This window comes from Novosphingobium mangrovi, assembly GCF_022818885.1.
GTDB lineage: Bacteria > Pseudomonadota > Alphaproteobacteria > Sphingomonadales > Sphingomonadaceae > Novosphingobium > Novosphingobium mangrovi.
In genome coordinates, this window is record NZ_JALHAT010000035.1 from 37482 (window position 1) to 62521 (window position 25040).

29 protein-coding genes are annotated in these 25040 nt (G+C 67.9%); 17 read left to right on the forward strand and 12 right to left on the reverse strand.

Annotated elements, in window-relative coordinates; all coding sequences use genetic code 11:
- Positions 1-152: 152 nt before the first annotated feature.
- Together MTR65_RS16075 and MTR65_RS16080 are read right to left on the reverse strand one after the other, a co-directional pair.
- Positions 153-1400: a UbiH/UbiF/VisC/COQ6 family ubiquinone biosynthesis hydroxylase gene (locus MTR65_RS16075; protein ID WP_243801978.1), complete on the reverse strand. Its 1248-nt coding sequence runs from the start codon at positions 1398-1400 to the stop codon at positions 153-155.
- Positions 1397-3055, reverse strand: a complete 1659-nt coding sequence (locus tag MTR65_RS16080; RefSeq protein WP_243801980.1) for an alkaline phosphatase family protein — start codon at positions 3053-3055, stop codon at positions 1397-1399. Before MTR65_RS16080 ends, MTR65_RS16075 begins: the two co-directional genes overlap by 4 nt.
- Before the next feature lie 107 nt (positions 3056-3162).
- Between MTR65_RS16080 and MTR65_RS16085 the strand changes: the two genes are divergently transcribed.
- Positions 3163-5214 carry a protein-disulfide reductase DsbD family protein gene (locus tag MTR65_RS16085; RefSeq protein ID WP_243801982.1) on the forward strand — a complete coding sequence of 684 codons (2052 nt, stop codon included), beginning with the start codon at positions 3163-3165 and terminating at the stop codon, positions 5212-5214.
- A 148-nt stretch (positions 5215-5362) separates the two neighbouring features.
- The gene (locus MTR65_RS16090; protein ID WP_243801984.1) at positions 5363-5971 is read left to right on the forward strand and encodes a hypothetical protein; all 609 of its coding nucleotides are present in this window, start codon (positions 5363-5365) and stop codon (positions 5969-5971) included.
- Positions 5972-6071: 100 nt separating this feature from the next.
- On the opposite strand, the gene MTR65_RS16095 is transcribed toward MTR65_RS16090, so the two are convergent.
- Positions 6072-6692: a YceI family protein gene (locus tag MTR65_RS16095; protein WP_243801986.1), complete on the reverse strand. Its 621-nt coding sequence runs from the start codon at positions 6690-6692 to the stop codon at positions 6072-6074.
- Between the two features lie 36 nt (positions 6693-6728).
- Entirely contained in the window at positions 6729-7331 is a 603-nt protein-coding gene (locus tag MTR65_RS16100) for an FMN-dependent NADH-azoreductase (RefSeq protein WP_243801988.1), read from the reverse strand.
- 187 nt (positions 7332-7518) lie between these two features.
- Between MTR65_RS16100 and MTR65_RS16105 the strand changes: the two genes are divergently transcribed.
- The 3 genes from MTR65_RS16105 to MTR65_RS16115 are packed head-to-tail and all read left to right on the forward strand — an operon-like array spanning position 7519 to position 9446.
- Positions 7519-8400 (forward strand): LysR family transcriptional regulator, encoded by an 882-nt coding sequence (locus tag MTR65_RS16105; protein WP_226632990.1) that lies wholly within the window; start codon positions 7519-7521, stop codon positions 8398-8400.
- Positions 8401-8455: 55 nt separating this feature from the next.
- A complete protein-coding gene (trxC, locus tag MTR65_RS16110) occupies positions 8456-8911 on the forward strand; it encodes a thioredoxin TrxC (RefSeq protein WP_243801990.1) in 456 nt (151 codons plus the stop codon).
- A gap of 7 nt (positions 8912-8918) precedes the next feature.
- The gene (locus MTR65_RS16115; protein WP_243801992.1) at positions 8919-9446 is read left to right on the forward strand and encodes a hypothetical protein; all 528 of its coding nucleotides are present in this window, start codon (positions 8919-8921) and stop codon (positions 9444-9446) included.
- On the opposite strand, the gene MTR65_RS16120 is transcribed toward MTR65_RS16115, so the two are convergent.
- From MTR65_RS16120 to MTR65_RS16155, 8 genes are all read right to left on the reverse strand, one after another.
- Positions 9443-10207, reverse strand: coding sequence for a sigma-70 family RNA polymerase sigma factor (locus MTR65_RS16120; RefSeq protein WP_243801994.1), 765 nt, complete (start codon positions 10205-10207; stop codon positions 9443-9445). The genes MTR65_RS16115 and MTR65_RS16120 overlap by 4 nt on opposite strands.
- Positions 10204-12333, reverse strand: a complete 2130-nt coding sequence (locus MTR65_RS16125) for a flagellar biosynthesis protein FlhA (protein WP_243801997.1) — start codon at positions 12331-12333, stop codon at positions 10204-10206. Before MTR65_RS16125 ends, MTR65_RS16120 begins: the two co-directional genes overlap by 4 nt.
- Positions 12330-13223: a transglycosylase SLT domain-containing protein gene (locus MTR65_RS16130; RefSeq protein WP_243801999.1), complete on the reverse strand. Its 894-nt coding sequence runs from the start codon at positions 13221-13223 to the stop codon at positions 12330-12332. The genes MTR65_RS16125 and MTR65_RS16130 overlap by 4 nt, the downstream gene beginning before the upstream one ends.
- A 118-nt stretch (positions 13224-13341) precedes the next feature.
- On the reverse strand, positions 13342-13674 hold the full coding sequence (locus tag MTR65_RS16135; protein WP_226632980.1) for a flagellar protein FlgN: 333 nt from the start codon (positions 13672-13674) through the stop codon (positions 13342-13344).
- A 1-nt stretch (position 13675) separates the two neighbouring features.
- Positions 13676-13990, reverse strand: a complete 315-nt coding sequence (locus MTR65_RS16140; protein WP_226632979.1) for a flagellar biosynthesis anti-sigma factor FlgM — start codon at positions 13988-13990, stop codon at positions 13676-13678.
- Between the two features lie 137 nt (positions 13991-14127).
- Positions 14128-14631 carry a flagella basal body P-ring formation protein FlgA gene (locus MTR65_RS16145; protein ID WP_243802001.1) on the reverse strand — a complete coding sequence of 168 codons (504 nt, stop codon included), beginning with the start codon at positions 14629-14631 and terminating at the stop codon, positions 14128-14130.
- An 85-nt stretch (positions 14632-14716) separates the two neighbouring features.
- Positions 14717-15151 (reverse strand): hypothetical protein, encoded by a 435-nt coding sequence (locus tag MTR65_RS16150; protein WP_243802003.1) that lies wholly within the window; start codon positions 15149-15151, stop codon positions 14717-14719.
- Entirely contained in the window at positions 15148-15825 is a 678-nt protein-coding gene (locus MTR65_RS16155; RefSeq protein WP_243802006.1) for a MotA/TolQ/ExbB proton channel family protein, read from the reverse strand. The genes MTR65_RS16150 and MTR65_RS16155 overlap by 4 nt, the downstream gene beginning before the upstream one ends.
- A gap of 265 nt (positions 15826-16090) precedes the next feature.
- On the opposite strand from MTR65_RS16155, the gene flgB reads away from it, so the two are divergent.
- The 12 genes from flgB to motA all read left to right on the forward strand — a co-directional run bounded on the left by flgB (position 16091) and on the right by motA (position 25039).
- On the forward strand, positions 16091-16438 hold the full coding sequence (gene flgB, locus MTR65_RS16160; RefSeq protein WP_226632971.1) for a flagellar basal body rod protein FlgB: 348 nt from the start codon (positions 16091-16093) through the stop codon (positions 16436-16438).
- Positions 16439-16440: 2 nt separating this feature from the next.
- Positions 16441-16848, forward strand: a complete 408-nt coding sequence (flgC, locus tag MTR65_RS16165; RefSeq protein WP_039388341.1) for a flagellar basal body rod protein FlgC — start codon at positions 16441-16443, stop codon at positions 16846-16848.
- Positions 16845-17213, forward strand: coding sequence for a flagellar hook assembly protein FlgD (locus tag MTR65_RS16170; protein ID WP_243802008.1), 369 nt, complete (start codon positions 16845-16847; stop codon positions 17211-17213). The genes flgC and MTR65_RS16170 overlap by 4 nt, the downstream gene beginning before the upstream one ends.
- A gap of 25 nt (positions 17214-17238) precedes the next feature.
- Entirely contained in the window at positions 17239-18054 is an 816-nt protein-coding gene (locus MTR65_RS16175; RefSeq protein ID WP_243802010.1) for a flagellar hook-basal body complex protein, read from the forward strand.
- 25 nt (positions 18055-18079) lie between these two features.
- Positions 18080-18847, forward strand: coding sequence for a flagellar basal body rod protein FlgF (locus tag MTR65_RS16180; RefSeq protein WP_243802012.1), 768 nt, complete (start codon positions 18080-18082; stop codon positions 18845-18847).
- 33 nt (positions 18848-18880) lie between these two features.
- Positions 18881-19669 carry a flagellar basal-body rod protein FlgG gene (gene flgG, locus MTR65_RS16185; protein WP_243802015.1) on the forward strand — a complete coding sequence of 263 codons (789 nt, stop codon included), beginning with the start codon at positions 18881-18883 and terminating at the stop codon, positions 19667-19669.
- A gap of 2 nt (positions 19670-19671) precedes the next feature.
- The gene (locus MTR65_RS16190) at positions 19672-20346 is read left to right on the forward strand and encodes a flagellar basal body L-ring protein FlgH (RefSeq protein ID WP_243802017.1); all 675 of its coding nucleotides are present in this window, start codon (positions 19672-19674) and stop codon (positions 20344-20346) included.
- A gap of 11 nt (positions 20347-20357) precedes the next feature.
- Positions 20358-21470 carry a flagellar basal body P-ring protein FlgI gene (locus tag MTR65_RS16195; protein WP_243802019.1) on the forward strand — a complete coding sequence of 371 codons (1113 nt, stop codon included), beginning with the start codon at positions 20358-20360 and terminating at the stop codon, positions 21468-21470.
- On the forward strand, positions 21467-21829 hold the full coding sequence (locus tag MTR65_RS16200) for a rod-binding protein (protein WP_243802023.1): 363 nt from the start codon (positions 21467-21469) through the stop codon (positions 21827-21829). Before MTR65_RS16195 ends, MTR65_RS16200 begins: the two co-directional genes overlap by 4 nt.
- A 3-nt stretch (positions 21830-21832) precedes the next feature.
- Positions 21833-23173 (forward strand): flagellar hook-associated protein FlgK, encoded by a 1341-nt coding sequence (gene flgK / locus MTR65_RS16205; protein ID WP_243802025.1) that lies wholly within the window; start codon positions 21833-21835, stop codon positions 23171-23173.
- Positions 23174-23184: 11 nt separating this feature from the next.
- The gene (locus MTR65_RS16210) at positions 23185-24105 is read left to right on the forward strand and encodes a flagellin N-terminal helical domain-containing protein (protein WP_243802027.1); all 921 of its coding nucleotides are present in this window, start codon (positions 23185-23187) and stop codon (positions 24103-24105) included.
- A gap of 70 nt (positions 24106-24175) precedes the next feature.
- Positions 24176-25039, forward strand: a complete 864-nt coding sequence (gene motA, locus MTR65_RS16215; RefSeq protein WP_039388360.1) for a flagellar motor stator protein MotA — start codon at positions 24176-24178, stop codon at positions 25037-25039.
- The last annotated feature ends 1 nt before the right edge of the window (position 25040 follow it).

The following is a 25040-nucleotide window of genomic DNA, read 5'->3' on the forward strand; positions in this document are numbered from 1 at the left end:
CCCCGAACTGTCGAACTCAAGGCTCTCGCGCCGCGTTGGCTGAGAAAGGTGAGGTCGCCGAGTTTGGGGTCAAGGGGTCAAGGGGTCATAACCCCTTGAGGAATTCACTTCCAACTACCCATTGGCGGCCCCTCTGAACGGCGTCCTCGTCCCTAGCCTTGCAGAAGCTCGGGAAGCTTGCCCGACATGCCCCGCGCCTCGTCCATGAAGAAGCGCTTGAGGGCGGGCAGACGTTGGACCGCGCCCATGCCCAGGCGGCGCACCGCGCTCGGCACGCGGCCCGGAATGCCGAACAGGCGGGTGAGTGTATCCGTCGCGGCCATGACCATGACCGAATCGAGGCTGCGCCACTTCTCGTAGCGCGCCAGCAGCTGCGCATCGCCCGGTTCGAGCCCCAGGCGCATGCCCTCGCTCAGCACCTCGACCAGCGCGCCCACGTCGCGCAGGCCCAGGTTGAGGCCCTGCCCGGCAATCGGGTGCATGCCATGCGCGGCATCGCCGATGACCGCGAGGCGCTCGTCGACCACGTTCACCGCGTGATGGAAGCGCAAGGGGTAGCTCATGCGCGGGGCCGAGAGTTCGATATCGCCAAGGACACCGTGCATCTTCTCCGCGACTTCGCTGAGGAACATCGCATCGTTCATCGCGATGACGCCCTTTGCGTCCTTCTCCGCAACGGTCCAGACCAGCGCGCTGCGATGGCGCCCCTGCGCATCATCGAGCAGCGGCAGCAGCGCGAAGGGCCCGGCGGGATAGAAGATTTCCCAGGCCGTGCCGCCGTGCGGCTTGGAGTGGAAGAGACCCGTCACCATCGCGCGGTGCTGGTAGTCCCACTTCGCCATCGAGAACCCCGCCTCATCGCGCGTGGGCGACTGGCGCCCTTCGGCGGCGACGAGCAGCGAGGAGGTGAGGATGCGCCCGTCGCTCAGCTCGACTTCGACACCGTGAGGCCCGCGATCCCGGCGAACCGCCTCGGTCTTCACGTGCCAGGCGATGTTGGGCTCGTCCTTGGCCGCCTCGAACAGCGCGATGCGCAGGTCACGGTTGGCGTACATGCGGCCCAGCGTGCCCTCATCGGGCTTGGGCTGGAAATCGATCCGGCCCGGCTTCATGCCGTCGGTCACCGCGATCGAATCGATCGCGCAGCCCAGCGGCTCGAGCCGCTTGCCAAGGCCGATATTGCAGAACAGGTTCCAGCTTGCGGTCGAGACCGCCGAGGCGCGGCCGTCCGCGCCCTCGGCGACGAGGTCCGCCGGGTCGGCGCGGTCGATCACATGGCTGGAGATCCCGGCCCGGGCCGCGGCCAGCGCCAGCGTCATGCCAACGAGACCACCGCCCAGGATGATGAGATCGCGGCGCTCCTTCGCGCCAGTCGGGATGCGTGTATCCGAGTCGCTCATGAAGAGCAGCTATCGGCCTCCGACGCATCAATGTCGAGACATCTTCCATCCCACGTGCCCTCGGGAGCGGAGAGCCCGACGGTGGCGGCAAGAGTAGGCGCGATATCAACGGTTTCGACAGGATCGGGCTGCTCGAAACCCTGGATCCCGGCGCGCCAGAACAGCATCGGCACGCGGCGGTCGTAGTCCCACGGGCTGCCATGGCTGGCGACCTTGAAGGGCTTCGCCTTGCCGGGCACGATCCCGCGGCGGGTCAGCATCTGCACTTCGCCCGAACGGCCCGGCACATAGGAGGCGCGCACCTTCTGAAGGTCCGTCCAGTCCTGCGGCGCGCCTTCGGGCATCGGCTCGGCCATGATCTCCTCATGCGCGAAGGCGGCCTCGATCTGCGGGTTGGCGCGCAGGACGTCGAGCAGGCTTGCCACCACGGTCTGCTTGCTCTCTCCCGCAAGGTCGGGCGCGAGCCACACGCTGCCCGATTCCCCGGCGCCGTAGAAGAGGTGTCCGCTGGGAACAGTCACGCCGGTGCGTCGAGCCACTTCAGCCTCGAGCGCGGCGGCACTCAGCGAGGGATCGACGCGGCCCGCATGCGGGTTACCGCGCAGCTGCTGGCGCTCGGGCGCATCGAACCCGCCGTGGTCGGCGCTCAGCACCACCTCGTAGTCGATCCCGCGTGCGTCGAGCGCGTCGAACAGCGTGCCGAGCGCGGTGTCGAGCGTGTTCATCTGGATGCACATTTCCACGCCCTCGGTACCGAAGGCATGCCCGACCTTGTCGGTGGAGGAGAAGCTGACCGAGAGCACGTCGGTGACACCGTCCTTGCCCATGCCCAGCTCATCAACGAGGCGTACGGCCATGTCGGCGGTGGCGAGATCGCCGCGCGGGCTCTCCGAAAAGGCTTCGTAGTCGCCCGCCTTCAGCGGGAACTTGTAGGTACCGATGGTGAAATCGCCGATGGGCGTAGCGCGGTCGAGACGCGAACAATCGCCCGGAACCGGCATCTCCGGGGCCCCGGCCGCGACCTTGCGGGCGATCTGCGCATTATACTGCGCAACGCTCTTCGAAACCTTGCGGTCGAGGAAGGTGGTGTAGCCCTCCTCGCCGAACCAGTAGACGGCATCGGTGTCGTGCCCGCTCATCATCACGGCGGCGCGGTCCTTGACCGAGACCGCCGCGTTGATCGTGCGGGGATCGCGCGTCTTCATGAGGTCGCCCAGCGTCGGCGCCTTGAGATGCACGGGGCTGACCACCGGCTTGTCGGAGGAACTGCGCGGATCGCGCTCGTCCTCGACGCAGTAGATTTCCTTGTCGGCGCGCGCGAGCGCAGGGTCCATCCAGCCGTTCGCCGGAATGCCGGTGCGCGCGGGGTGAACGCCGGTCAGGAGCGTGGAGTGCCCCGGGCAGGTCTCGGTCGCGGCGTGCGACTGGTAGCCCGAGGGAAACACGACACCATCCAGCAGGCGCGTGAAGCCCTTGGAGAAGCGCTGGCGGTACTGCGCGAAAAGGTCGGAGGAGAACTGGTCGACCGAGATCGCCACGATCAGCTGGGGCGCGGCCCGGGCTTCGGGCGCGGCGTCCTGGGCAAGGGCCGGTGTGGCCATTGCAGCCGTGGCAAGGCCAGTCGCAAGAGCGAGGGTGGAAAGGCGCAGGCGCATGGGTGTTCCTTGAATTGTCGGCGCGCACCGGGCACAGGCGGGAGGGCCGACAATTCCGAAGGGAACGAACGGCCGGGATCTCGCACGTGGGGCGCAAGGTAAGTTCTATGAATTCGCGTCGTTATAGCCTGTTTTTGACACGTATATGTCAACTCCTTGCCGCACTCACCCTGCTTGTCCTGGCCCCGGTGGCCCTGGCCGCCCCCAACCATATCGCGGCCACACTGGTAGCCGCGCCCGGCGCCGAGGCGGGCGAGGAGACGACTTTGGCCATCGCCATGAGTCCTGAAAAGGGGTGGCACGGCTACTGGCTCAATCCGGGCGATGCGGGTCTGGGCATGCAGCTCGACTGGAGCCTGCCCGAAGGTGCGCGCGCTGGCGAACAGCGCTACCCGGTGCCGCACACGCTGCTTGTCGCGGGACTGATGAACCATGTCTACGAGAGCGATTACGCGGTGCTCGTCCCCCTGACGCTGCCCGCAAATGCCAAGCCCGGCGCGCGCATCCCGGTACGCGTCAAGGCGCAGTGGCTGGCCTGCACCGAGGAAATCTGCGTGCCCGAGCGCGCCGAGCTTGCGACCGAGGTGGTGCTGGGCCAAGCGGACGCCAAGGCCGAAGCCAAGTTTGCCAAATGGCAGCGCGCGCTGCCCGCCCCGCTCGACGCGCCGGCTACCAAGGCGCTGGACGCCAAGACGCTGCGCCTCGCCATCCCGCTCCCCGCCTCGGTCGAGCTGGAAAACCCGCATGTCTTCCTCGCCCAGGACAAGGTGGTCAACTACGCCGCCCTGCAGACCTTCGCCCGCAAGGACGACACCCTCCTCGTCACCATCCCGCGTGCCGACTTCGCGCCGCGCGATCCCGAGGTTCTTGACGGCGTGCTCAAGCTCGACGGTTTCGGCAATGGCCTCGCTTTCACCGCGAAGAACGGCGCGGTCCCTACAGGCGGAACCCCGCTCAAGGGCGCGGACACGCCCGAGTTGCCCGCCCTGCCCTGGCTGCTGCTGGCCGCGCTGGCGGGCGGCCTCCTCCTCAACGTCATGCCCTGCGTCTTCCCGATCCTTTCCTTGAAAGCCCTCTCGCTCGCGCGGGCGGGCGAGAGCGAAGCGCACGCCCGGATCGAGGGGCTGGCCTATACCGCGGGCGTCGTCGTCGCCTGCCTTGCCCTTGGCGGCGTTCTTCTCGCGCTTCGCGCCGGGGGCGAACAGGTGGGCTGGGCATTCCAGCTCCAGGAGCCGGTCGTGGTCGTCGCGCTGCTGCTGCTGGCCGCCACGATCACCGCCAATCTCCTGGGCCTCTTCGAGTTCGCTGTTCCCGGCTTTGCCAGCGAGGGCAGTCCGCAGGGCGCCTTTGCGACCGGGCTTCTGGCCGCCTTCGTCGCGACGCCCTGCACCGGCCCCTTCATGGCGAGCGCAATGGGCGCAGCGCTGCTGCTGCCGGTGGTGCCCGCCCTTGCGCTCTTTGCCGCGCTGGGGCTGGGGATTGCCCTTCCCTTCCTCGCGGTTGCCTTCGTGCCTGCGCTGCGCACGCGCCTGCCCCGCCCCGGCAAGTGGATGACCACCTTCCGGCGCTGGATGGCGCTGCCCATGGGCCTGACCGCGCTCGCGCTGGGCTGGCTGGTCTGGAAGGTCGGGGGCGAGGTCTACTTCGCCGTCACGCTGCTCTTCGCGGTGCTGCTGGTGCTGGCGCTGTTCGGGGTGGGCCGGGCGCAGCGCAAGGGGCGCAAGGCCCGTCCGGCCGCGCTGCTGGCGCTGTTCGATGCGCTTGCCTGCCTTGCGCTGCTACCCGCGGCCGCGCCTGAGCCGGTCGAGGCCGCCTCGATCCTCGCCACCCGCCCCTTCAGCGCCGAGGCCCTCGCTGCCGCCCGGGCGGACGGCAAGCCGGTCTTCGTGTGGATGACGGCGGACTGGTGCCTGACCTGCAAGGTCAACGAGAACGTCGCCATCGAGCGCGAGGAAACCCGAGCCGCTTTCGAGGCGGCCGGTGTCGTCGTCCTGCGCGGCGACTGGACCCGGCGCGATCCCGAGATCACCCGCTACCTGACCGAGCAGGGAGCCGCCGGTGTCCCGCTCTATGTCTGGTACCCGCCGCAAGGTCCGGGCGAAGTGCTGCCCCAGGTGCTGACGCCCACGCTTCTGGCCGAAAGAGCGGCCGGCGGCTGAGTGCTCGAACCCGACGTCTGAGGGCGAAGTACAGGCCTTGCGGGAACCCCACGGCCATTCTGCGGTTGCATTGGGTAGATCACGAAATTGCGCTGCCCGTTTTCCCGCGTTTGCCGGACACGCGCCGCGCTCTACCCGGAGGTGTGCCGTGACCGACCTGCCCATGGCCGAATGGCTTGCCAACCTGATCCTCGCGACCGGTGTCGCGATGCTGCTGGGGAGCGTGGGCCTTGCAACGCTAGGCTACCTACGCGCGCGCAAGCGCATGGCCCGCCCCCAGGCGACAAAAGCCGATGTCGCCCCGGCACCTCTATCTCAAGATGAGGAAGCTCGCCCGCGTGCGCCGCTGCTGCCCGAGCAACGCCAGCGCTTCATCCGCGACTGGCGCGCCCTTCAGGCGCACGCGATCGCGAGCCCGGCCGACGCCCTGATCCTGGCCGACGTGCTGGTCGCGCAGGTCCTGCATGCCTGCGGCCATCCCCTCATGCTCGAGCGCGCCCACACCACCCTTGCCGCGAGTGACAGCATGTCGCGCGAGGAAGAGATCGCCCACACCTACCTTCTCGGCCACGCCAGCGTGACGCGCCTCGCGCAAGGGTGGCCCTGTGAGGACGAGATCCGCATCGCCCTTGCCCGCTATGAACTGGTGTTCGACGAACTCGTCAACGAGCCGGACGAGGACGCTCCCGCCTTTACGTTGCACCGGGGACGGATCGTCGCGCTCGACAGCCCCTCCGCGCCGCGCCTCGACGGATAGTTCACCTCCCCCGCACCAAAAGAAAAGGACATGGCCCCACCGGGAAGCCATGTCCTTTTCCGTATGCAGCCTCAGGAAAGGCTCGTGTGAGGGAGGGGGATTACTCGCCCTTCTCGAAGGCTGCACTGATGCGAAGGGTCACTTCGTCGCCCACGGCGGGGACGTAGTTCTTCACGCCGAAGTCCGAACGGGTGATCGTGCCCGTTGCGTTGAAGCCCAGGGTGTAGGCCTTGCTCATCGGGTTCACGCCGCCCGCATTGAAGCTGGCGTGGAGCGTCACCGGCTTGGTCACGCCGTGGAAGGTCAGGTTGCCGGTCACGTCGGCGGTGCGCTCGCCGGTGCGCGTCACCTTGGTCGAGACGAACGTGATCGTCGGGTACCCCTCGGCGTCGAACCAGTCAGCCGAGACGAGCTCCTCGTCGAGCGTTGCGTTGGTGGTGCTGACGGTTGCGACGGGGATCGAGACGGCCAGCTTCGTGTTCTCGATCTTGGCGGGGTCGATCGAAAGCGAGCCCGTCACATCGGCGAATTCACCGTACCACTCGGAAAAACCGAAGTGCATGACCGAGAAACCAACTCGGGTGTGCGAGGTCTCGACCTTGTAGGAGCCGGCCTGCGCGGCGGCGGGCGCGGGATCGGCGGCCTGTGCGTGGAGGATGGCGGGAACCGAGGCCAGCAGGGCTGCCGGGATCAGGGCGGACTTCAGGAACGAACGGGTCATGTGAAAAACTCCTAGAGGGGGGCTGGGCTGACAGGCTCAGGCGAGCTTGGTGATCGCGGCCTTGGCGTCGGCAATCGCGCTGGCGGCGGCTTCGGGTCCGAAGGCCATGCCCTCGGCGGTCACGACTTCGACGTCGGTCACGCCCATGAAGCCGAGCAGGCCCTTGAGGTGCGGCATACCGAAGATGACGCCCGCGTCATCGTCGTACTTGCCCGCACGCGACTGGGCGACGATCGCCTTGGTGTTCTTCACCAGGCCCTCGGGACCCTGTTCGGTGTACTGGAAGGTGGTGCCGGCGCGCAGCACGTAGTCGAACCAGGCCTTGAGCGTGGAGGGCAGACCGAAGTTGTAGATCGGAAGGCCGATCACCAGCACGTCGGCGTCCATCACTTCAGCGATCAGCGTGTCCTGCAGGTCGCGCGCTTCGAGCGAGGCGTCGGTCATCTTGTCGCCGACGGGAGCCGCGCGGCCGATGCCGACCAGGCTGCCCGAGTTGATGTGGGGAACGGGGTCGGTGTCGAGGTTACGCTCGACGACAACGGCGTCCTCGCCCAGCTCGGCAAGGTAGGTGTCGATCAGCTGGTTGCTGACGGAAGCGGCGCCGGTGGCGGCCGAACGGACGACGAGGTACTTGGTCATGGTGCTTCTCCGAATTTGACAAGTGGCGGCAAACAGTTGGGGGGCGGTTGCGGGGGGATCCGTTTGCCGCCGGGGCTTCGCTGGAAGCTCGTCCATGGAGATAGTCCTGCTGGTTTTGCATGACCATTGGCGATATGAGCATAGTCTCCATGCAAAAACGGATAGAAGGCGCCGCCGGGGTGGGACGATGAACTGGGACGACATCCGCACTTTCCTCGCCATTGCGCGGGCGCGCAGTCTTTCGGGCGCCGCCCGCGAACTGGGGCTGAGCCAGAGCACGATGAGCCGCCGTCTCGTCGCGCTGGAGGAGCGCAGCGGTGCCCGCCTCCTGCTCAAGACCCCGCACGGCTACGAACTCACCCCGCTGGGCGAAAGCGTGCTCGCCAACGCGCAGCGCATGGACGAGGATGCGATGGCGCTGGAGCGCGTGGTGCAGGGCCGCGATGTCGCGCTCTCCGGGCTGGTGCGGCTCACCACGGTCGAGACGCTGGCCAACCGGCTCATCCCCATTGCCGCGGCCAAGCTGCGCGAGGACTATCCGGGCATCACCATCGACCTGCTCTCCGACACCCGCTCGCTCAGCCTGATCGAGCGCGAGGCCGACATCGCGATCCGCATGGTGCGCTTCGAACACAACGAACTGATCTCGCGGCGCATGGGCACGATGGTCTGCGCGCTCTACGCCAGCCCCGACTACCTTGCCGCACACCCCGAACCGCTCACCGATCCCGGCCACCGCCTGATCACCGTCATGCCCGACATGGCCCACCAGGCCGAGGCGCGCTGGCTGCTGGAAAAGGCCCCCGAGGCGCAGGTCGTCTACCGCAGCAACAGCCGCGACGCGCAGGCAGGGGCGGTGCACGAAGGGCTCGGCATTGCCTGCCTGCCGCAGTACCTCGCCGAAACGATGCCCGGCGTCGTGCGCCTGAAGGACGCAGGCCTTGGCCCCGCGCGCGAGATCTGGCTGGGCGTCCACCGCGACCTTCGCGACATGCCACGCATCCGCGCCGTCATCGACGCGCTCGATGCCGCCTTCAAGGCCGAGCGGCTGCGCTTCCTCGTCGCCTGAACGCCCTTCCCAACCGCTCTGCGCCGCCCCATATCAACGTCAAGGAGATCGCCCCATGACCAGCCTCGAAAGCAAGATCGTCGTCTGCCCCTCCTGCGGCGCCTCGAACCGCGTCCCCACCGCAAAGCTGGGCGCAGGTGGCACCTGTGGGCGCTGTCACGCCGCCCTCTTCACCGGCAAACCCCTGGTGCTGACCTCGGCCAACTTCGATGCTCATGCAGGCAAGGGCGACCTTCCTCTGCTCGTCGATTTCTGGGCCAGCTGGTGTGGCCCCTGCCGCCAGATGGCCCCCGCCTTCGAGGCCGCCGCCGCCCGGCTCGAACCCATGATGCGCTTGGGCAAGCTCGACACCGAGGCCGAGCAGGCGATTGCCGGGCGCTACGCGATCCGCTCGATCCCGACCATGGTGCTTATTCACAAGGGCCGCGAAATCGCGCGCCAGTCAGGCGCGATGCCGCCCCAGGCCATCGTGCAATGGGCGCAAGGCGCGCTGATGGGAATGGCTGGCTGAGCGGATCATGCTTGAAAAATGGAAGGCAAATGCGCGCTGGATCGCCAACAGGGCCTTCTGGATCGTCTGGTTCTCGATCCCGGTCGCCATGAAGGCCTTTCTGCCCTCGCTGGAGGACAACTCGCTCATGATCCTGCCATGGGCCGGGTATATCTACCTCAGTTCGCGTTTGCTGGCGCCACGCGGGCTGGCCTTCTTGCGGCCTCGTACGCGGGAAGATCTCGCCATGGAATATGGCGGAGAACGGACCTGGGACGCCATGTGGCTGAACGAGCGCATCGCGCATCTTCTGTGGCCCTATGCCCTCCTGATCCCGGTCGGCGCATTCTTGATCCATCACCCACCGTTCGAGGACGGGCTGATCCGCTACAACATCGGCTATCTTGAAGAGACCGCCCAACTGCCGGGCGGCTCGCCATGGCTGGACGCTATCGGACAGTCCATCCGCTACCTGCCCGGGCTCGGCTTCATTGCGCTCGGGCTGTTCAAGATGCTCCGACGCTGGCGCTGGCGCGATGGTAATCCGCGAGACTAGAGAATGTCCGCCACTCCGGCCAGGCTCTCCCTCAGCTTGGTGAGGGCCTGCGCCTTCAACTGGTGGACGCGCGGGACGCTCACCTGCAGGACCTCGGCGATCTCGGAGAGGTTCAGTTCCTCCACGAAATAGAGCGAGATGACGAGCCGCAGGCGTTCGGGCAGATCGCCCAGCGCCGCGATCACTGCCTCGCGCATCTCCGCATCGGCCAGGATATCGAGGCTGTCGCGCTCCTCTGTGGCAAAGGCCAGGTTCTGGTCGGAATAGACCTCGTCGATGGATTCAAAGCGCATGGGCTGGCTGGAATCCTGCATCGCGGCAAGGTCCATTTCGGCCATGCCCAGCGCCTCGGCCAGTTCGGCCAGCGAAGGCGCGCGGCCCAGCGCGGCGCGCAGTTCGTGCTCCTTGGCCTCGATCTTGCGGCGGCGCTCGCTGGCACCGCGCGACATCGGCACGGTCTTGCGCACGAGATCGACCATGGCGCCGCGCACGCGCAGCTTGGCGTAGGCGGCAAAGCCGTCCTCGGTCGGGCCCGAATGCTTCTGCGCGCACTCGGTCAGCGCGACGAGCCCCGCCTGCATGAGGTCCTCCAGTTCGATCCCCGGACGCCCCGTGCCGTTGACGTGCCAGGCCAGGCGGCGAACCATCGGGAGAAAGCGGCGAACGCGGTCGGCCACTTCCTCCCGATGCCCTCCCAGGCGCGGACTGCGCGCACCGACCGAGTAGGTCGGCGGCGTGAATACGGTCTGATCCTGTTTCATGCCGCCAGACTTTCAGGCGACGATGTGCCCGCGCCATCGGGTCCCGGCAGGCCCGGTGCGGGCGCACGCGGCGCGCCCACCACGTCGATGACCTCGATGGGCTGGGTGGGTGGAAGTTCGGCAATCGAGAGGACGAGGCAGCTGGGCGCGCGCAGGCGCAGCAGCTGGGCCAGCGCGCGGCGCGCGCGCGGCTGCACGACGAGCGCGAGCGGGATCGCCTGCGCCCCGCGGCTGTCGGAGAGCTCGGCAATGCGCTGGCCGATAGTGGCCGCAAGGTCGGGCTCGATCACCGGCTGTCCGGTAACCGGGTCCATCATCCCCGAGACAATCGCGCTTTCAAGCCCGGCGTCGAGCGTGACCACGGGCAGGCGCATGTTGGGTGGGCACACCCGGCCCACGATCAGCGCGCCCAGGTCCGCGCGCACCAGCTCGACCAGCCGGTCGTGCTCCACCGTCTGCTGCACCGCGCGGCTGAGCGAGGCGAGGATCGGCAGCGGGTGGGCGATGGGAATACCGTCTTCCAAGAGGCTGCGCAGAAGGCGCGTCAGCGCGGCCAGCGAAAGGGGCTGCGGCGTGATCGTCTCGATCAGGCTGCCTGCGTGGTCTTTCAGCGCATCGATCAGCATCCGAACCTCGTCCGGGCCGAGCAGGTCCTGCGGACGTTCGGCCAGCAACTGGTTGAGGTGGGTCGCGATCACCGTCCCGGCGTCCACCGTCAGGAAGCCTTCGGCGATGGCGTGGTCCCGCGCGGCGGGGTCGATCCAGAGCGCGGGGCAGCCGAAGCTGGGGTCCTGCGTCTCCTCACCCTTCAAGGTGTGGCCCTTGCGCGCCTCGCCCGCATCGATGGCGAGCACCCTGTCGGCGCGCACGCTCGATCCGCCCAGCGTCACCCCGCCCAGCACGATGCGATAATCGTGCGGCGCCATGTCGAGCGCGTCGCGCACGCGAAATTGCGGCACGATGAAGCCGAAGGCCTGACTCAGCTGCTTGCGCACGCCGGTCACGCGACTGACCAGTGGAGAGCCGTGGCGCGCATCGACCAACTGCACCAGGCCATAGCCCAGCTCGATGGTGACGAGGGTATGGTCGGAAACGTCCTCCAGCTCGATGCGCGCCGGATCGACCGGCTCGGGCACGACCTCGGCGGGCAAGGCTGCGCGCGCGGCGCGTTTTCGCAAGGCGTGCCAGAGCCACAGCGCAAGCCCTGCTGCGGGCAGGAAAATCGTCTGCGGCATGGCCGGGATGAGGCCGATGGCCCCCAGCACGACACCCACCGGCAACCAGGTTTCAGGGCTGGCGAACTGGCCGCCGATCTGCCCGGCCAGGTCACGCGTGTCGGCGACGCGGGTAACGATGACGGCGGCCGCGATGGAGAGCAGCAGCGAGGGCACCTGCGCCACCAGCGCGTCGCCGATGGCAAGAGTGATGTAGGTCTGCGCGGCATCGCCCGCCGACATCTCGTGGCTGATCATGCCCAAGCAGAAGCCCGCGATGATGTTGACACCCAGGATCAGCAGCGCGGCGATCGCATCGCCCTTCACGAACTTGGAGGAGCCGTCCATCGAGCCGTAGAAATCGGCCTCGGTCGCCACTTCGCGGCGGCGCGCCTTGGCCTCGTCAGCCGTCAGGAGCCCGGCGGCGAGGTCCGCGTCGATGGCCATCTGCTTGCCGGGCAGCGCATCCAGCGTGAAGCGCGCGGAGACTTCCGAAACGCGCCCTGCCCCCTTGGTCACCACCACCAGATTGATGATGACAAGGATCAGGAAGACGAAGATGCCGACGGCGAAGTTACCGCCGATGAGGAAGGCGCCGAAGGCCTCGATCACCTTGCCCGCGGCCTCCCCGCCCTCGTGCCCGTGAACCAGCACGACGCGCGTCGAGGCGACGTTGAGCGCGAGGCGCAGCAGCGTCGCGAAAAGCAGGACCGAGGGGAAGGAGGAGAAGTCGAGCGGCTTGTCCGCGTTCATCGCCGCCATCAGGACGGCGACCGAAAGCGCGATGTTGAGCGTGAAGGACAAGTCGAGGACGATCGCCGGGACCGGCACGATCATCAGGACGATGAGCGTGAGGATGCCGACGGGAAGCGCCAGGGCGCCCGGGTCCTGGATGCGCTTGAACAGGTTCACAGGCCGAACCTCGCGAGTTTGCCGTAGGCGTTCTTCACGTTACCCGGCAAGGCCGCCTCGGAGGCCCCGAAAGCCCCCTTGAGCGTGTCCGCCATCGAGCGGGCGGGGACGTGCGGCGCGGCGGCGGCCGGGCTGGCCCCGCCATGAAACTCCCGTGCGAGCGGCCCGAGGTTGGCGGGCATCGAACCGGCACTGCGCGCGGCAAGAAAGGCACTCGCCGACGGCATGTTCTTGCCGGGCGCGGCAAAGACCGCCGGATCGTAGGCCATCCGCAATTCGCCCCCACTTTCGTCCATGGCGCTGGCCATGCGGGTGCGCAGGAGGTTCATCACGCCGCCCACTGAACGCGCAGCGCCCGTGCCTTCGTAAAAGATTGCGCGGTTCGCCGCGGCGGCCTTGGGCAACAGTGCGGCGGCGCTCTGCCCGGGATTGCGGGCCAGCGCGCCGAGGAATTCGCCTGCGCCGGCGGCCCCCAGGAAGTGGGCCAGATAGAGCTCGGTCGCATCGGGCGCGCGGCCCAGAACCGCGGTCAGCTCCGCGCCGTTGTCGCGCGCGAGTTCCGCGGCCATGCGCGCGGAGGCATCGGCATCGTAGCGCAGCCCCAGGACCTGGCTGCGCAGGCCGGGATCGCGGATACGGCCGCCCTCGATGGCCTCGCTGACCCACGAGAGGCCGTGGCGCGCGCCGTGGCGGTCCAACGTGCCAAGCCAGGTGCCATTGGTGAACTGGAACAGCCCGGCGGCACTGGAGGTACCGGCCCGGGCCGTGGGATCGAGACCGGATTCAAGCCGGGCCTGCGCCATGAGATACTGGAAATCGACGCCGGTCGCATCGGCGGCGCGGGCAATGGCCTCACGCGCCTGTGCGTGCGTGGGCGACTGTGCGCGCACGGGTGCACCCGCAAAATTCGCTCCGACTGTACCTGAATCGCTCAAGGATGGACTCCCGAATGTCTACTCCGGGACGAGATCAGCAAGGGCCGTGCCAGATGCACCGCCAGCACACCGTTCAGGCGCGGGCGCCCGCCACGGCGTAAGTGCCCGACGCGCGGTAGAGCTGCGGGCTGCCGGTCAGCGCATCGAGACGGCGCGTGACATTGGCGGCGAGGATATTGCGCACCTGCCGGTTCACCTCGTTGAGGCGCCGTGCAGTGTCGAGCAGGCCGCGGCATTCCTCGTCGAGGTCGGCGCGCTGCAGGTGGTCAAGTTCGCTGCACAGGCGGTCCTTCGCGCCCGTGGCTCCGACGATGCCATCGAGGTCGAGCGCGGCAAGCGCCTGCCGCTCGGTCTCGAGCACGGCAAGCATCTGCCGCAAGGTGCCGGAAAGCTCGCCCCCGGTCATGTTACTTGGGTGTCCGCAGCATGACGCCCGCCGCGATCATGGCGTCGGCGATCTGGGCAGGCACGAGGGGGTAGGTGCCGGCTTCCACGGCCTTGCGGATCTGCGAGACGCGGTCGGTGTCGACCGGCGCATCGCCAGGATCAAGCGCCGCCGAAGTCTCGACGGCAGGCAGGCTCGGGGCCGGGTTCGCCTCGGGCCGGGCCGAGGCCGGGGCCGACGAGGCGACCCCTGCAAGTTCTTCACCGCCCGACGGGCGGGCCGGACGCGACGGGATCGATCCGATCGACTGCGCAGGTCCCACTTCGATAGGTGGCATTGTACCGCTCCTTCAAAAAGTCTGCTGCTCAGAACGGCGGTTTTGATCCGGCTTTAAGGGCCCTCTCGGGGCGAGGATCGAAACCTTGCGTTATCGTTTGCTTTCAAACCCAAATCCCGGCGCAATCCCGGCGCAAGTCACGGCAGGGGCACACTGACGAGACCCGGCCGCACGATGCGCGCGCGCATTTCCTCGCCACGGCCCCGCCGCCCGGTGGCCAGGCGGACCCGGATCCACGCGCCGACAGGGCCCGATTCCAGAGCCTCTCCCGGCTGTGAGACAGTAAAGCCCTGCCCCGTCACGGCGATGCTGAGGGCATCCCCGCGGTTGACCGCGTCGGGCTCACGCACAGGCGGCTGGAAAGCGGGCGGAGGCGCACTGCGTACGGGGACGAAGAGACGCCAGCCCCCGACATCGGCGCACTGGACGACGACACTGTCCTTGGAAGGGCCGCGCCAGGACAGCGCCAGACTGCTCTGGCAGCGCTGGAGACGCAGGCGCCGGTCGAGCGGCGTGATCGCCCCCCCGACCGCGCCCACGGGCGCGCCGGTGAAGGCCGCGACCTGCCGGTCGATCGCGTCGAGATCGGCGTAGGTAGCGCCTCCGGCGGCCAGCGCCATCAGGATCGTACTCAAGCTCATGCGCGGGACGTGTTTCCTTGCGAAGGGACATTTCGTCCCGGCCGGTAAGCAATCTTCATGCCAGATGCCGCCATCAACGCCGCCTTCAGCGGGGCAACCCGGCCGCATCGAACGCGAGCTCCGCCCGGATCACCCCCTGCCCCGGCTCCAGCACGATACGGGCGGCCAGCCCTGCCTCGCGCGCCTCGCCCGCCAGCGCCAGCGCGGCTTCGAGCGCCGCGGTCCGGCTCTGCACCCGCGCGGCCTCGTAAGGCGCGGTAATGGTCAGCTGCTGGCGCGGGTCGGGCGCCTGCTGGGTCAGCCACTGCGCCAAGGGCGGCGCATCGGGAAGCGCGATGTAGACAGAGAGCGGCTCGGCCCGTTGCGAGCGACCGGCAATCTCTTGCCGCATGGCCGCCGGTGCCTTGCCGCCCTCTTCGGGCGCAGGTGCCGTGCTGACCGCAGCAGCCGTGACCATGAAGAGGATCAGCGAGAGATCGGCGAGCGAGGTCTGCCAACTGACCGTGGCGCGCCCGCTCACTTGCGGCGCCCCTGTCCGTTGACTGGCGTATGAGGCTCCTCGCCATGGCGCGGCAGCGCGACGCCGACCTGGCTCTCCAGCCAGTCGAGCACTTCCTGGCGGGCCTGCTCCTCATCCGAGGCGCGGCGCGCGACCGCACGCGCGAGCGGGGCAAAGACCATGTTGCCCAGAAGCAAGCCATAAAGTGTCGTCAGCACGGCCATGGCGATCGCGCTGGTAAAGCTGCCGTCCTGCCCACTGCCCGCCGGAAGCTGGCTGAGCGAGATCAGCGTGCCGGCCAGCCCCAGCACGGGCGAAAGGTCGGCGGCCTGGTTGAGCGTGCGCACCGCGCGCATCGACCGCGCGGCCCGGCGGCGCTTGTGGGCAATGTGCGCGGCGTGGAGCGAGGCCACCGATCGCGAGCCGATCAGGGCGCCGGTTGCCTCGTCGAACTCGGCATCGCCGGAGAGGTGCGGCTCGGTGCGGATCACGCCGTCCTGGCGCAGATCCTGAACGTGAACCGCCAGTTCGGCCTTGAAGCTCGCCGCATCGAAGCGCTTGCGCAAAAGACGGCGCAGCGCGGCGCAGGCCGCACCGCTGTCGGTAAACCCGCAGCGCAGCAAAGTCGCAAGCAGCGTGCCCCCGCCCACGATCAGCGCGGACGTCGCATCGACGAGATTTTCGGGATTGATCACGGGCCGGGCTGTCCTTTGACGACGGGTCTCTTCAGCCAAGAACGGCGCGCGCCGGTGATTTTCAGGCCTGCCCCTGCATTTGCCGCCCTTCCGGCAAAGCCTTGCCGTGCACGGGCCCCACGCGGCCCACAACGCCCGTAAAGGCCCGAAATCGCGTCCCTCGCGCATTTGGCACGTGCCTTGCGAATACCGGGCCGAACCGCCGCGACACCCTGCGGCCACGACCACCCCGGCCCCCACCTGGCCGGCATACGAAGGAGCGATCATGCCGCAGGACCTCTTCGGCATTCACGGCAAGGCCCTGGAACTGCGCTCGCAGCGCATGGGCCTCATTGCCTCGAACATCGCGAACGCCGCGACGCCGGGCTACAAGGCGAAGGACATCGACTTTGCCGCGGCCCTCGGCGCCGCGCAGAACGGGACTGCGCTCGAAACGGCGGCCGAGCACGCCACCCGCTACCGCGTGCCGGTGATGCCCGCGCTCGACGGCAACACGGTGGAACTGCCCAACGAGCAGCTCGCCTTTTCCGAGAACGCGGTCGGCTATTCGACCACGCTCGAATTCATCCGCGGCCGGGTGGACACCCTCAAGCGCGCGTTGCGGGGAGACTGATCATGGCGAATTCGCCCATGACCCTCTTCACCCTCGCCCAGCGCGGCATGTCCGCACAGATGGTGCGGATGAACGCGGCGGCCTCGAACCTCGCCAACGCCGGCACCGTCTCGGCCAGCGAGGGGGAGGCCTACAAGCCGATCCGCCCCGTCTTTGCCGCCGACCTCGATGCCGCAAGCGGCCTCGCCTCGGTCGATGTGCGCGGCGTGGTGCGCGAGAACGCCGCCGCGCTGCGCCAGCACACCCCCGAGCACCCGCTGGCCGATGCCAACGGCGATGTCTGGGCCGCCCCCGTCGATGAGAACGCGGAGATGGTCGAGATGCTCGAAGCCTCGCGCCAGTACCAGAACCTGCTCGAGGCCCTCTCCACCGCCAAGCAGCTCATGCTCGAAACGATGAGGCTCAAATGACCATCACCTCGATCAACACCGGCCTGCCGACCACGCCGACCACAACGACCAGCGAGACGCCGCGCAATTCGCTTGGTGATCTGGGCCAGGCCGATTTCCTCAAGCTGATGATGACCCAGCTCCAGCAGCAGGATCCCTTCGAGCCGATGGATCAGACCGCCATGCTCGCCCAGATGGCGCAGTTCTCCTCGCTCGCGGGGACGACCGCGATGGGCGACACGCTGTCGCGCATTTCCACGCAGATGGACACGCTGAACCAGACCGGCCTTGCCACCCAGCGCGCCGTCGCGGCCCTCGCCACCCAGGTCGAGGCCCTGAACGCGGCCAACGCCAACACCGCTTCTCCCACCACCCCCGCCGCCTGAGCGCGCGCAACGAAAGCCCTGCCCGATGTCCTATTACACCTCGCTGACCGGCCTCAAGAACGCGCAGACCGACCTCAACGTCATCTCGCACAACATCGCCAACGCCGAGACCACCGGCTTCAAGAAGAGCGATACGGCCTTTGCCGATATCGTCTCCTCCTCGATCCTGACCGACCCCTCGCTCACCACCGGCATCGGCGCGCGGGTCAGCGCGATCATGCAGGAGTTCTCGCTCGGCCCCATCGAGCAGACCGGCTCGGCGCTCGACGTCGCGGTCAATGGCGAGGGTTTCTACACCGTCGTCTCCCCGCTCTCGGGTGAGACCGCATACACCCGCGCGGGCTCGTTCTCGGTCGATGGCAGCGGCTATATCCGCAATGCGCAGAACATGCGCCTGCAGGTCTTCCCGGTCGACGCCACCGGTACGATCACCTCGCTGACCACGCTTCAGGACGCGCAGATCCCCGCCCAGAACGGCGCGGGCGAGGACTTCGCCGGGGTGACCATCACCTCGGACGGCTCGGTCGTCGCGACGTACGCGGATGGTTCGAACGAGACCGTGGGCGTACTTGCGCTCGCCAACTTCATCTCGCCCCAGGGGCTGCGCCAGGAAGGCAACGCCAGCTGGACAGCCACCGGCGTCTCGGGTGCCGCGAGCTACGGCCAGCCAGGTTCGGGGCTCTACGGTTCGCTCATGGCCGGATCGCTCGAACGCTCCAACGTCGAGATCGCCGAGGAACTGGTCTCGCTGATCACCGCGCAGCGCAACTTCCAGGCGAACGCCAAGGCGGTCGATACCGCCACGCAGCTCTCGCAGACCATCATCAACCTGCGCACCTGATCGGCACACGGACCGGACCTGACCCATGGATCGCCTGATCTACACCGCGCTTTCGGGCATGGCCAATTCGATGACACGCGAACGCGTGATCGCCTCGAACATGGCCAACGCCCAGACCATCGGCTTCAAGGCCGAGGTCCTCAACGCCACGCCCATGACGCTCGAAGGCCCACAGCTCCAGGTGCGCGCCATGTCGAGCGCCGACGTCAAGGGCGCGATGATGAAGGACGGCGCGGTGGTGAATACCGGCAACCCGCTCGACGTGGCGCTGTCAGGCGACACCATGCTGGCCGTCCAGGCCGACGACGGGGGCGAGGCTTATACCCGCCGCGGCGATCTCTCGGTCACCGTGACGGGCGTCCTCCAGAACGGCGACGGGCTGCCGGTGATCGGGCAGAACGGCCCGATCACCCTACCCCCCGGCGCGCGCATCACAGTGGCACCGGACGGCGCGCTGCTGATGGCCGATCCGGCCGTCCCCGAGGCGCCGCCGGCCCGGCTCGACGTGATGAAGCTGGTATCCACCACCGGCTCGACGATCACCAAGACGCTCGCCGGACAATTCCGCGTTCCGGGTGACGGCATCCCGGGCAGCCCGACCGAGTTCGGCGTGCTGCCGGTTGACGCCAACGCGCGCCTGATCCCGCAGTCGCTGGAACAGTCCAATGTCAACGCCTCCGAAGTGCTGGTCGAGATGATCTCGGCCCAGCGCCTCTTCGATCTTCGCACCAAGCTCATCGAAACCGCCCGCCAACTCGACGAAGGCGGCACGCGGCTGATGCGCCTCGACTGATAGCCCCCTCACCGTCTCCACAGGAAACGCCCCATGCCCTCATCTGCCCTCCAGGTCGCCCGCACCGGTCTCGAAGCCCAGGACACGCGCATGCGCGTGATCGCGAACAACCTCGCCAACGTCTCGACCACCGCGTTCAAGCGCGACCGCGCGAACTTCGCGACGCTGGCCTACCAGGATGCGCGCGTGGCCGGTGCCGCCTCCTCGAACGAGACGACCTACGCCATTGGCCTGAACCTGGGCACCGGCGTGGGCATCCAGTCGACCACGCGCATGGAGACGCAAGGCTCGCTCCAGATGACCGGCAACAGCCTCGACCTCGCGCTCGATGGCGATGGCTATTTCCAGATCACCCTGCCCGGCGGCCAGCTCGCCTATACCCGTGCGGGCAATTTCAGCCGTTCGTCCGAGGGTCTGCTCGTCACCTCGCAAGGGTATGCGGTGCAGCCCCCCGTGACGATCCCCGAGAACGCGACGACAATCTCGGTCTCGGAGGACGGCACCGTCTCCGCGCAGCTGGCCGGACAGGCCGACCCCTCGCAGATCGGCCAGATCACCATCGCCAGCTTCACCAACCCGCAGGGGCTCCAGGCAATGTCGGACAACTTCCTGCTGGAAACCGCCGCCAGCGGCCCGGCGCAGATCGGCGTCGCGGGCACCGAAGGGCGCGGCGCGATGCGCCAGGGCATGCTCGAGGCCTCCAACGTCAACATCGTCGAGGAGCTGGTCGACATGATCGAGACCCAGCGCGCCTACGAGATCAATTCCAAGATGATCTCGGCGGTCGATGAGATGCTGCGCAACGCCAACCAGACGCTGTGATCATGACCCGCCATCTCTCACTCGCTCTCGCGCTTCTCGCCCTCACCCTTCCGCTCCAGGCCGAGGCGAAGAAGAAGCCCAAGCCCTCCGGTTTCGAGGCCACGCTGCCGATCGTGGAAGCCGCTGGCGCCGGGGCCGTGCCCACCGGCGGGATCTTTTCCGCCTCGGTCGGCTATGCGCCCCTCTACCAGGGCAACCGCGCCACGCGCGTGGGCGATCCGCTGACCATCATCCTTCTTGAAACCACCACCGCCTCCAAGGCCGTGTCCTCCAGCAACGGCAAGAGCGGGGGCGCCTCGATCATCCCGCCCACGGCCGGTCTCCTCTCCTTCCTCAACCCCAACGCCCTTAACGCGAGCTCCTCCTCGTCGTTCAATGGTCAGGGAAGTGCAGCGCAGACCAGCAGTCTCGTCTCCACGATTTCCGTCACCATCGCCGAAGTGCGCGCCAACGGCACCGCACTGGTCAAGGGAGAGAAGAAGATGTTGCTCAGCCAGGGAGACGAATGGGTCCGCTTCTCGGGCATCGTGCGCCTGGCCGACATCGACCAGGACAACGCCATCGCCTCGACCCGCGTGGCCGACGCCCATGTCGAGTATTCCGGCAAGGGCGCTCTCCAGCGGGCCAGCAAGCAGGGCTGGCTGGGGCGCTTCTTCAACCTGATTTCGCCGTTCTGATGGGGGGCTGGATGCAGCGTAATCTTCCCTGGATGCTGGCCGCGCTCTTCGCCGCGCTCACGGTCTACCTGGCGCCCGTGCACGCCCACGCCGAACGCGTTCGCGACCTCGGGCAGTTCCAGGGCGTGCGCTCCAACCAGCTCACCGGCTACGGCATCGTCGTGGGCCTTCCGGGCACGGGCGATGACAACCTCGAATACCTCACGCAAGCCATGAAGGGCGTCTCGGGCCGCATGGGCCTGACCCTGCCTGCAGGCGTCGCCCCCGGCCTCAAGAACGCGGCGGCCGTCATGGTCACCGCCGACCTGCCCGCCTTTGCGAAGCCCGGCCAGCGTATCGACGTCACCGTCTCCACCATCGGCAAGGCCAAGTCGCTGCGCGGCGGCGCGCTCATCATCACCCCGCTCTACGGCGCGGATGGCCAGATCTACGCGATGGCGCAGGGCAACCTCGCCGTCGGGGGGCTTGGCATCTCGGCCAACGACGGCTCCAAGCTGACGGTCAACATCCCGACCGTCGGCCGTATCGCCGAAGGCGCCTCGGTCGAGCGCGCGGTCGCGACCGGCTTCGACAGCCAACAGACGCTGCGCTGGAACCTCTTTGCCGCCGATTTCCTCACCGCCTCGCGCGTGCGCGATGCGATCAACCAGCGCATGCCCGGCACCGCCTCGGTCGAGGATGGGGTGACGCTCGCGCTCACGCTTCCCATCGAATCGAACACCCGCGCCAGCGTCATGGCCGCGATCGAGATGATCGAGATCCAGCCTGCCGAAACGCCCGCGCGCGTCATCGTCAACTCGCGCACCGGCACCGTCGTCATCAATTCGGCCGTCCGCCTCGCCCCCGCCGCGATCAGCCACGGCAAGCTCACCGTCCGGGTCGACGAAGACCCCATGGTGGTCCAGCCCGCGCCCTTCAGCGGCGGCCAGACCGCAATCGAGCCCAGTTCCGACATTTCCGCGGAAGAAGAGCAGAACGCCGTCGCGCTGTTCCAGCCGGGCGCCTCGCTCTCGCAAGTGGTCGACGCGCTCAATCTTCTGGGCGTCACCCCATCCGACCTCGTCGCGATCCTCGAAGCGCTCAAGCAGGCCGGTGCCCTCAAGGCCGAGATGGTGGTCATATGATCGGCCCGTCCGCCCCCCCGAGCAGCCTCATCCTCTCGCCCGAAAAGGGCATGGACCGCACGCCGGGCGCCACCGCGCGCGAGGAACTGGCGCAGGCCGCCAAGCAGTTCGAGGCGATCTTCGTGCGCCAGATGCTGGCCGAGGCGCGCAAGACCCATTTCGACAAGGACGGGATCTTCTCCAGCGGCGCGCTCGACACGTTCCGCCAGATGCAGGACGAGCGCTTTGCCGAGATCGCCGCGCAGACCGGCGCGCTGGGGCTTGCCAGCGTGATCGAGGCCCAGCTTGCGCGCCACCTGCCGCCCGAGGTTCCTCCCGAGCCTGCTCCTGAAACCCCTGCCCCCTCCGGAGAGCGCTAAGCCATGCCGTCCGACCTCATCTCGATGGCCCGCAGCGGCACCCGCGCGGCCCGCACCGCGTTGGAGATCACCTCCAACAACATCGCCAACGCCTCCTCGGAAGGCTACGTGCGGCGCTCGGTCTCGCTGGCCGAAGTGGCGGTGGGGACGGTCTCCTCCACGCCCACCTCGATCAACCTTGCCGGGGTCGCGGTGGCGGGTATCGTGCGCAACGCCGACCAGTTCCGCCAGGGCGAAGTGCGCCGCACCGGAGCCGACGCGGCGCGTGCGGCCGCCGAAGTCCAGGGCCTGGAAAACATCGAATCCGCGGTCGAGCAGACCGGGGTCTACACCTCGATCGTCGATTTCGAGGCGGGGCTGCAGGCACTCCTGTCCGATCCCACCGACGGCCCGTTGCGCGCGGGCGTCCTCGAACAGGGACGCACGCTGTCCGAAACGCTCAACGTCGCGGCCTCGAGCCTCGATGCGGTGGGCGATGGGCTGCGCTTCGAAGCGGGCGAAGGTGTCGAGAACGTCAACCGCATCGCGACCGAACTGGCGCGCGTGAACCTGCGCCTCTCGCGCGCCTCGGACTCGTCAAGCGACCAGACCGCGCAGCTCGACCAGCGCGACATGCTGCTCCAGGAACTCTCGCAATACGTCGACACGCGCACCAGCTTCGCGCCCGATACCGGCGTGGTCACGGTCACGCTGGGCGGGCCTTCGGGCACCGATCTCGTTGATGGCGGCGCCACCCGCAGCCTTGCCATGGCAACCGCCGCCGACGGCACGGTCTCCTTCACTCTCGACGGCACGCCGACAGCTATCTCCTCGGGCCAGCTGGCGGGCAAGAGCCTGTCGCTGACGCAGGCCGCCTCTACCCGCGCTGAACTCGACGCGATTGCCGCCGAGATCGTCACCACCGTCAATGCGGCGCAAGCCGCGGGTGTCGACCTTGATGGCAATCCCGGGCAGCCACTCTTCTCGGGCACCGGCGCGGCGGACATGCGCATGATCGCGGCCAACGGCGCGGCCGTCGCCACCGCCCCTGCCGGAGCCGGCGCGAACAGCCGTGATGTCTCCAATCTCGAAGCCATGCGCAGCGCGCTCTCCGCCGCCGATCCGGCGGGCGACATGGACACGCTGCTCTTCGGCATCTCCAGCGCGGTCGCCGGGCGCCGGGTGACGCGCGATGCGCTCGATTCCATTGCCAGCACCGCGCGCGTTGCGCTCCAGGCGCAGGCGGGCGTCGATCTCGATCAGGAAGCGGTCAACCTCGTGCGCTTCCAGCAGGCCTTCGAAGCCAATGCGCGCGTCATGCAGGTCGCCACCGACATCTTTGATTCCATCCTGGCCATCCGCTGAAGGGTCTAGCCATGCCGATCGTCTCCACCAGTACCAGCGCCTTCTACGAACGGGCCCGCGCCGACATGAAGGACCTGCGCTCGCAGGCCGAAACGCTGCAGGCGCAGCTGGGCAGCGGCGAGAAGCTGACCCGTTCCTCCGACGATCCGGTCGCCGCCTCGCGCCTGCGCGCGCTGGGACGCCTGGAAAAGCTCTCCGAGATCGACGCGGCCAACGCCAGCCGCGCCAACGCCGACCTGACGCTGGCCGATGCGGCGATGTCCGACATGGCCGATGCCATCATCCGCGCGCAGGAACTGGCCGCGCAGGCCGCCAACGACACGATCACCGACAGCCAGCGCACCGCCATCGGGCAGGAACTGGAGCAGATCTTCGGCAATCTCGTGGGCCTCTCGAACGCGCGCGATTCCAACGGCCATGCTCTCTTCGGAGGCGAAAGCGCGGGCGATGCCTATGGCCTCGATGCCGGGGGCAACGCGGTTTATGTGGGCACGCCCAACACCAGCAACCTGCCGCTCGGCGAAGGGCAGAGCGTGACCCGCTCGATGCCCGGGCCCCAGTTCCTGTCCTTCACCGACACCTCGGGCAATCCCAGCGACACGATGGCGACCATCAAGGCGCTTGCCGTCGCGCTGCAGAGCGGCACGCCCGATCCGACCGGCGCCGCGCGCGAGGCGCTGGGCAACCTCCAGACCGGGCTCGACACGCTGACCACGGGCCAGACCGTGATCGGCACGCGCCTCGCCTGGATCGAGCTGACCGACAACCGCCGCATCGACCTCCAGGAACTGCGCCAGACCGAGGAATCGAATATCGGCGCGACCGACATCGCCACCACCATCGCCACCTTGCAGGAAACGCTCACCGTCCTGGAAGCCAGCCAGGCCAGCTTCACCAAGCTCGCCGGGCTGACCCTGTTCGACAAGCTCTGATCCCGCCCCGCCGGCCCGGCCGCTTTTCCAAAAAGCGCGCCGGGCTTCGCCTTGACGAGGAAGATTAACCATGTTCGCAATCATCGGGATCGTGATCCTGCTGGTGATGGTCTTTGGCGGTTTCGCCATGACAGGCGGTGCGCTCGGCCCCGTGATGCACGCCATCCCCCATGAAATGCTCATCATCGGCGGCGCGGCGGTGGGCGCCATCGTCACCGGCAACTCGATGCACGAACTCAAGGTCCTGGGCGGCGGTTTCGCGCGCGTGCTCAAGGGGCCCAAGCACAACAAGCAGGACCACATCGACGTGATCGTCCTGACCGTGCGCCTGATGAAGATCCTGCGCTCGGAAGGTCCGGTGGCGCTGGAAAGCCACGTCAACGAGCCCAAGTCGTCCTCGCTCTTCGCCGAATTCCCGCGCATCCTCGCCAACCACGCGCTGACCGACCTCATCTGCGATACGCTGACGCTGATCGTGGTCTCCTCGGGCACGCTGGAAGTCCACGCGGTCGAGGACGTGATGGACAACGCGATGAAGACCCACTTCCACGAGTTCCACGAACCCCAGCACGCGATCCAGAACCTGGCCGACTCGCTCCCAGCACTCGGCATCGTTGCCGCCGTGCTGGGCGTGGTGAAGACGATGGGTTCGATCGACAAGCCGCCTTCGGTCCTGGGCGAGATGATCGGCTCCGCGCTCGTCGGTACCTTCATGGGCGTGCTGCTGGCCTACGGCATCGTCGCGCCGATGGCCGGGCGCCTCAAGCAGATCAACGACCAGGATGAGATGATCTTCCACTGCGTGAAGCAGGTCATCATCGCCAGCCTGCACGGCTGGCCCCAGCCGCTCGTTGTCGAAAGCGCGCGTTCGGGCCTTGGCCATGCCTTCCGCCCCGGCCTTTCCGAACTGCTTGACGCAATGCGGGGACGCTGAT

What these genes read in the sequence shown, in the direction of transcription:
- MTR65_RS16100 (WP_243801988.1), bottom strand. Translation starts at nt 7,331, where the DNA reads ATGACCAAGTACCTCGTCGTCCGTTCGGCCGCCACCGGCGCCGCTTCC.
- MTR65_RS16080 (WP_243801980.1), bottom strand. Translation starts at nt 3,055, where the DNA reads ATGCGCCTGCGCCTTTCCACCCTCGCTCTTGCGACTGGCCTTGCCACG.
- flgB (WP_226632971.1), top strand. Translation starts at nt 16,091, where the DNA reads ATGCCGCAGGACCTCTTCGGCATTCACGGCAAGGCCCTGGAACTGCGC.
- MTR65_RS16145 (WP_243802001.1), bottom strand. Translation starts at nt 14,631, where the DNA reads ATGAGCTTGAGTACGATCCTGATGGCGCTGGCCGCCGGAGGCGCTACC.
- MTR65_RS16175 (WP_243802010.1), top strand. Translation starts at nt 17,239, where the DNA reads ATGTCCTATTACACCTCGCTGACCGGCCTCAAGAACGCGCAGACCGAC.
- MTR65_RS16195 (WP_243802019.1), top strand. Translation starts at nt 20,358, where the DNA reads ATGCAGCGTAATCTTCCCTGGATGCTGGCCGCGCTCTTCGCCGCGCTC.
- MTR65_RS16105 (WP_226632990.1), top strand. Translation starts at nt 7,519, where the DNA reads ATGAACTGGGACGACATCCGCACTTTCCTCGCCATTGCGCGGGCGCGC.
- flgG (WP_243802015.1), top strand. Translation starts at nt 18,881, where the DNA reads ATGCCCTCATCTGCCCTCCAGGTCGCCCGCACCGGTCTCGAAGCCCAG.
- MTR65_RS16115 (WP_243801992.1), top strand. Translation starts at nt 8,919, where the DNA reads ATGCTTGAAAAATGGAAGGCAAATGCGCGCTGGATCGCCAACAGGGCC.
- MTR65_RS16200 (WP_243802023.1), top strand. Translation starts at nt 21,467, where the DNA reads ATGATCGGCCCGTCCGCCCCCCCGAGCAGCCTCATCCTCTCGCCCGAA.
- MTR65_RS16210 (WP_243802027.1), top strand. Translation starts at nt 23,185, where the DNA reads ATGCCGATCGTCTCCACCAGTACCAGCGCCTTCTACGAACGGGCCCGC.
- MTR65_RS16140 (WP_226632979.1), bottom strand. Translation starts at nt 13,990, where the DNA reads ATGCCACCTATCGAAGTGGGACCTGCGCAGTCGATCGGATCGATCCCG.
- MTR65_RS16075 (WP_243801978.1), bottom strand. Translation starts at nt 1,400, where the DNA reads ATGAGCGACTCGGATACACGCATCCCGACTGGCGCGAAGGAGCGCCGC.
- MTR65_RS16135 (WP_226632980.1), bottom strand. Translation starts at nt 13,674, where the DNA reads ATGACCGGGGGCGAGCTTTCCGGCACCTTGCGGCAGATGCTTGCCGTG.
- motA (WP_039388360.1), top strand. Translation starts at nt 24,176, where the DNA reads ATGTTCGCAATCATCGGGATCGTGATCCTGCTGGTGATGGTCTTTGGC.
- MTR65_RS16085 (WP_243801982.1), top strand. Translation starts at nt 3,163, where the DNA reads ATGAATTCGCGTCGTTATAGCCTGTTTTTGACACGTATATGTCAACTC.
- MTR65_RS16170 (WP_243802008.1), top strand. Translation starts at nt 16,845, where the DNA reads ATGACCATCACCTCGATCAACACCGGCCTGCCGACCACGCCGACCACA.
- MTR65_RS16120 (WP_243801994.1), bottom strand. Translation starts at nt 10,207, where the DNA reads ATGAAACAGGATCAGACCGTATTCACGCCGCCGACCTACTCGGTCGGT.
- flgC (WP_039388341.1), top strand. Translation starts at nt 16,441, where the DNA reads ATGGCGAATTCGCCCATGACCCTCTTCACCCTCGCCCAGCGCGGCATG.
- flgK (WP_243802025.1), top strand. Translation starts at nt 21,833, where the DNA reads ATGCCGTCCGACCTCATCTCGATGGCCCGCAGCGGCACCCGCGCGGCC.
- MTR65_RS16190 (WP_243802017.1), top strand. Translation starts at nt 19,672, where the DNA reads ATGACCCGCCATCTCTCACTCGCTCTCGCGCTTCTCGCCCTCACCCTT.
- MTR65_RS16180 (WP_243802012.1), top strand. Translation starts at nt 18,080, where the DNA reads ATGGATCGCCTGATCTACACCGCGCTTTCGGGCATGGCCAATTCGATG.
- MTR65_RS16095 (WP_243801986.1), bottom strand. Translation starts at nt 6,692, where the DNA reads ATGACCCGTTCGTTCCTGAAGTCCGCCCTGATCCCGGCAGCCCTGCTG.
- trxC (WP_243801990.1), top strand. Translation starts at nt 8,456, where the DNA reads ATGACCAGCCTCGAAAGCAAGATCGTCGTCTGCCCCTCCTGCGGCGCC.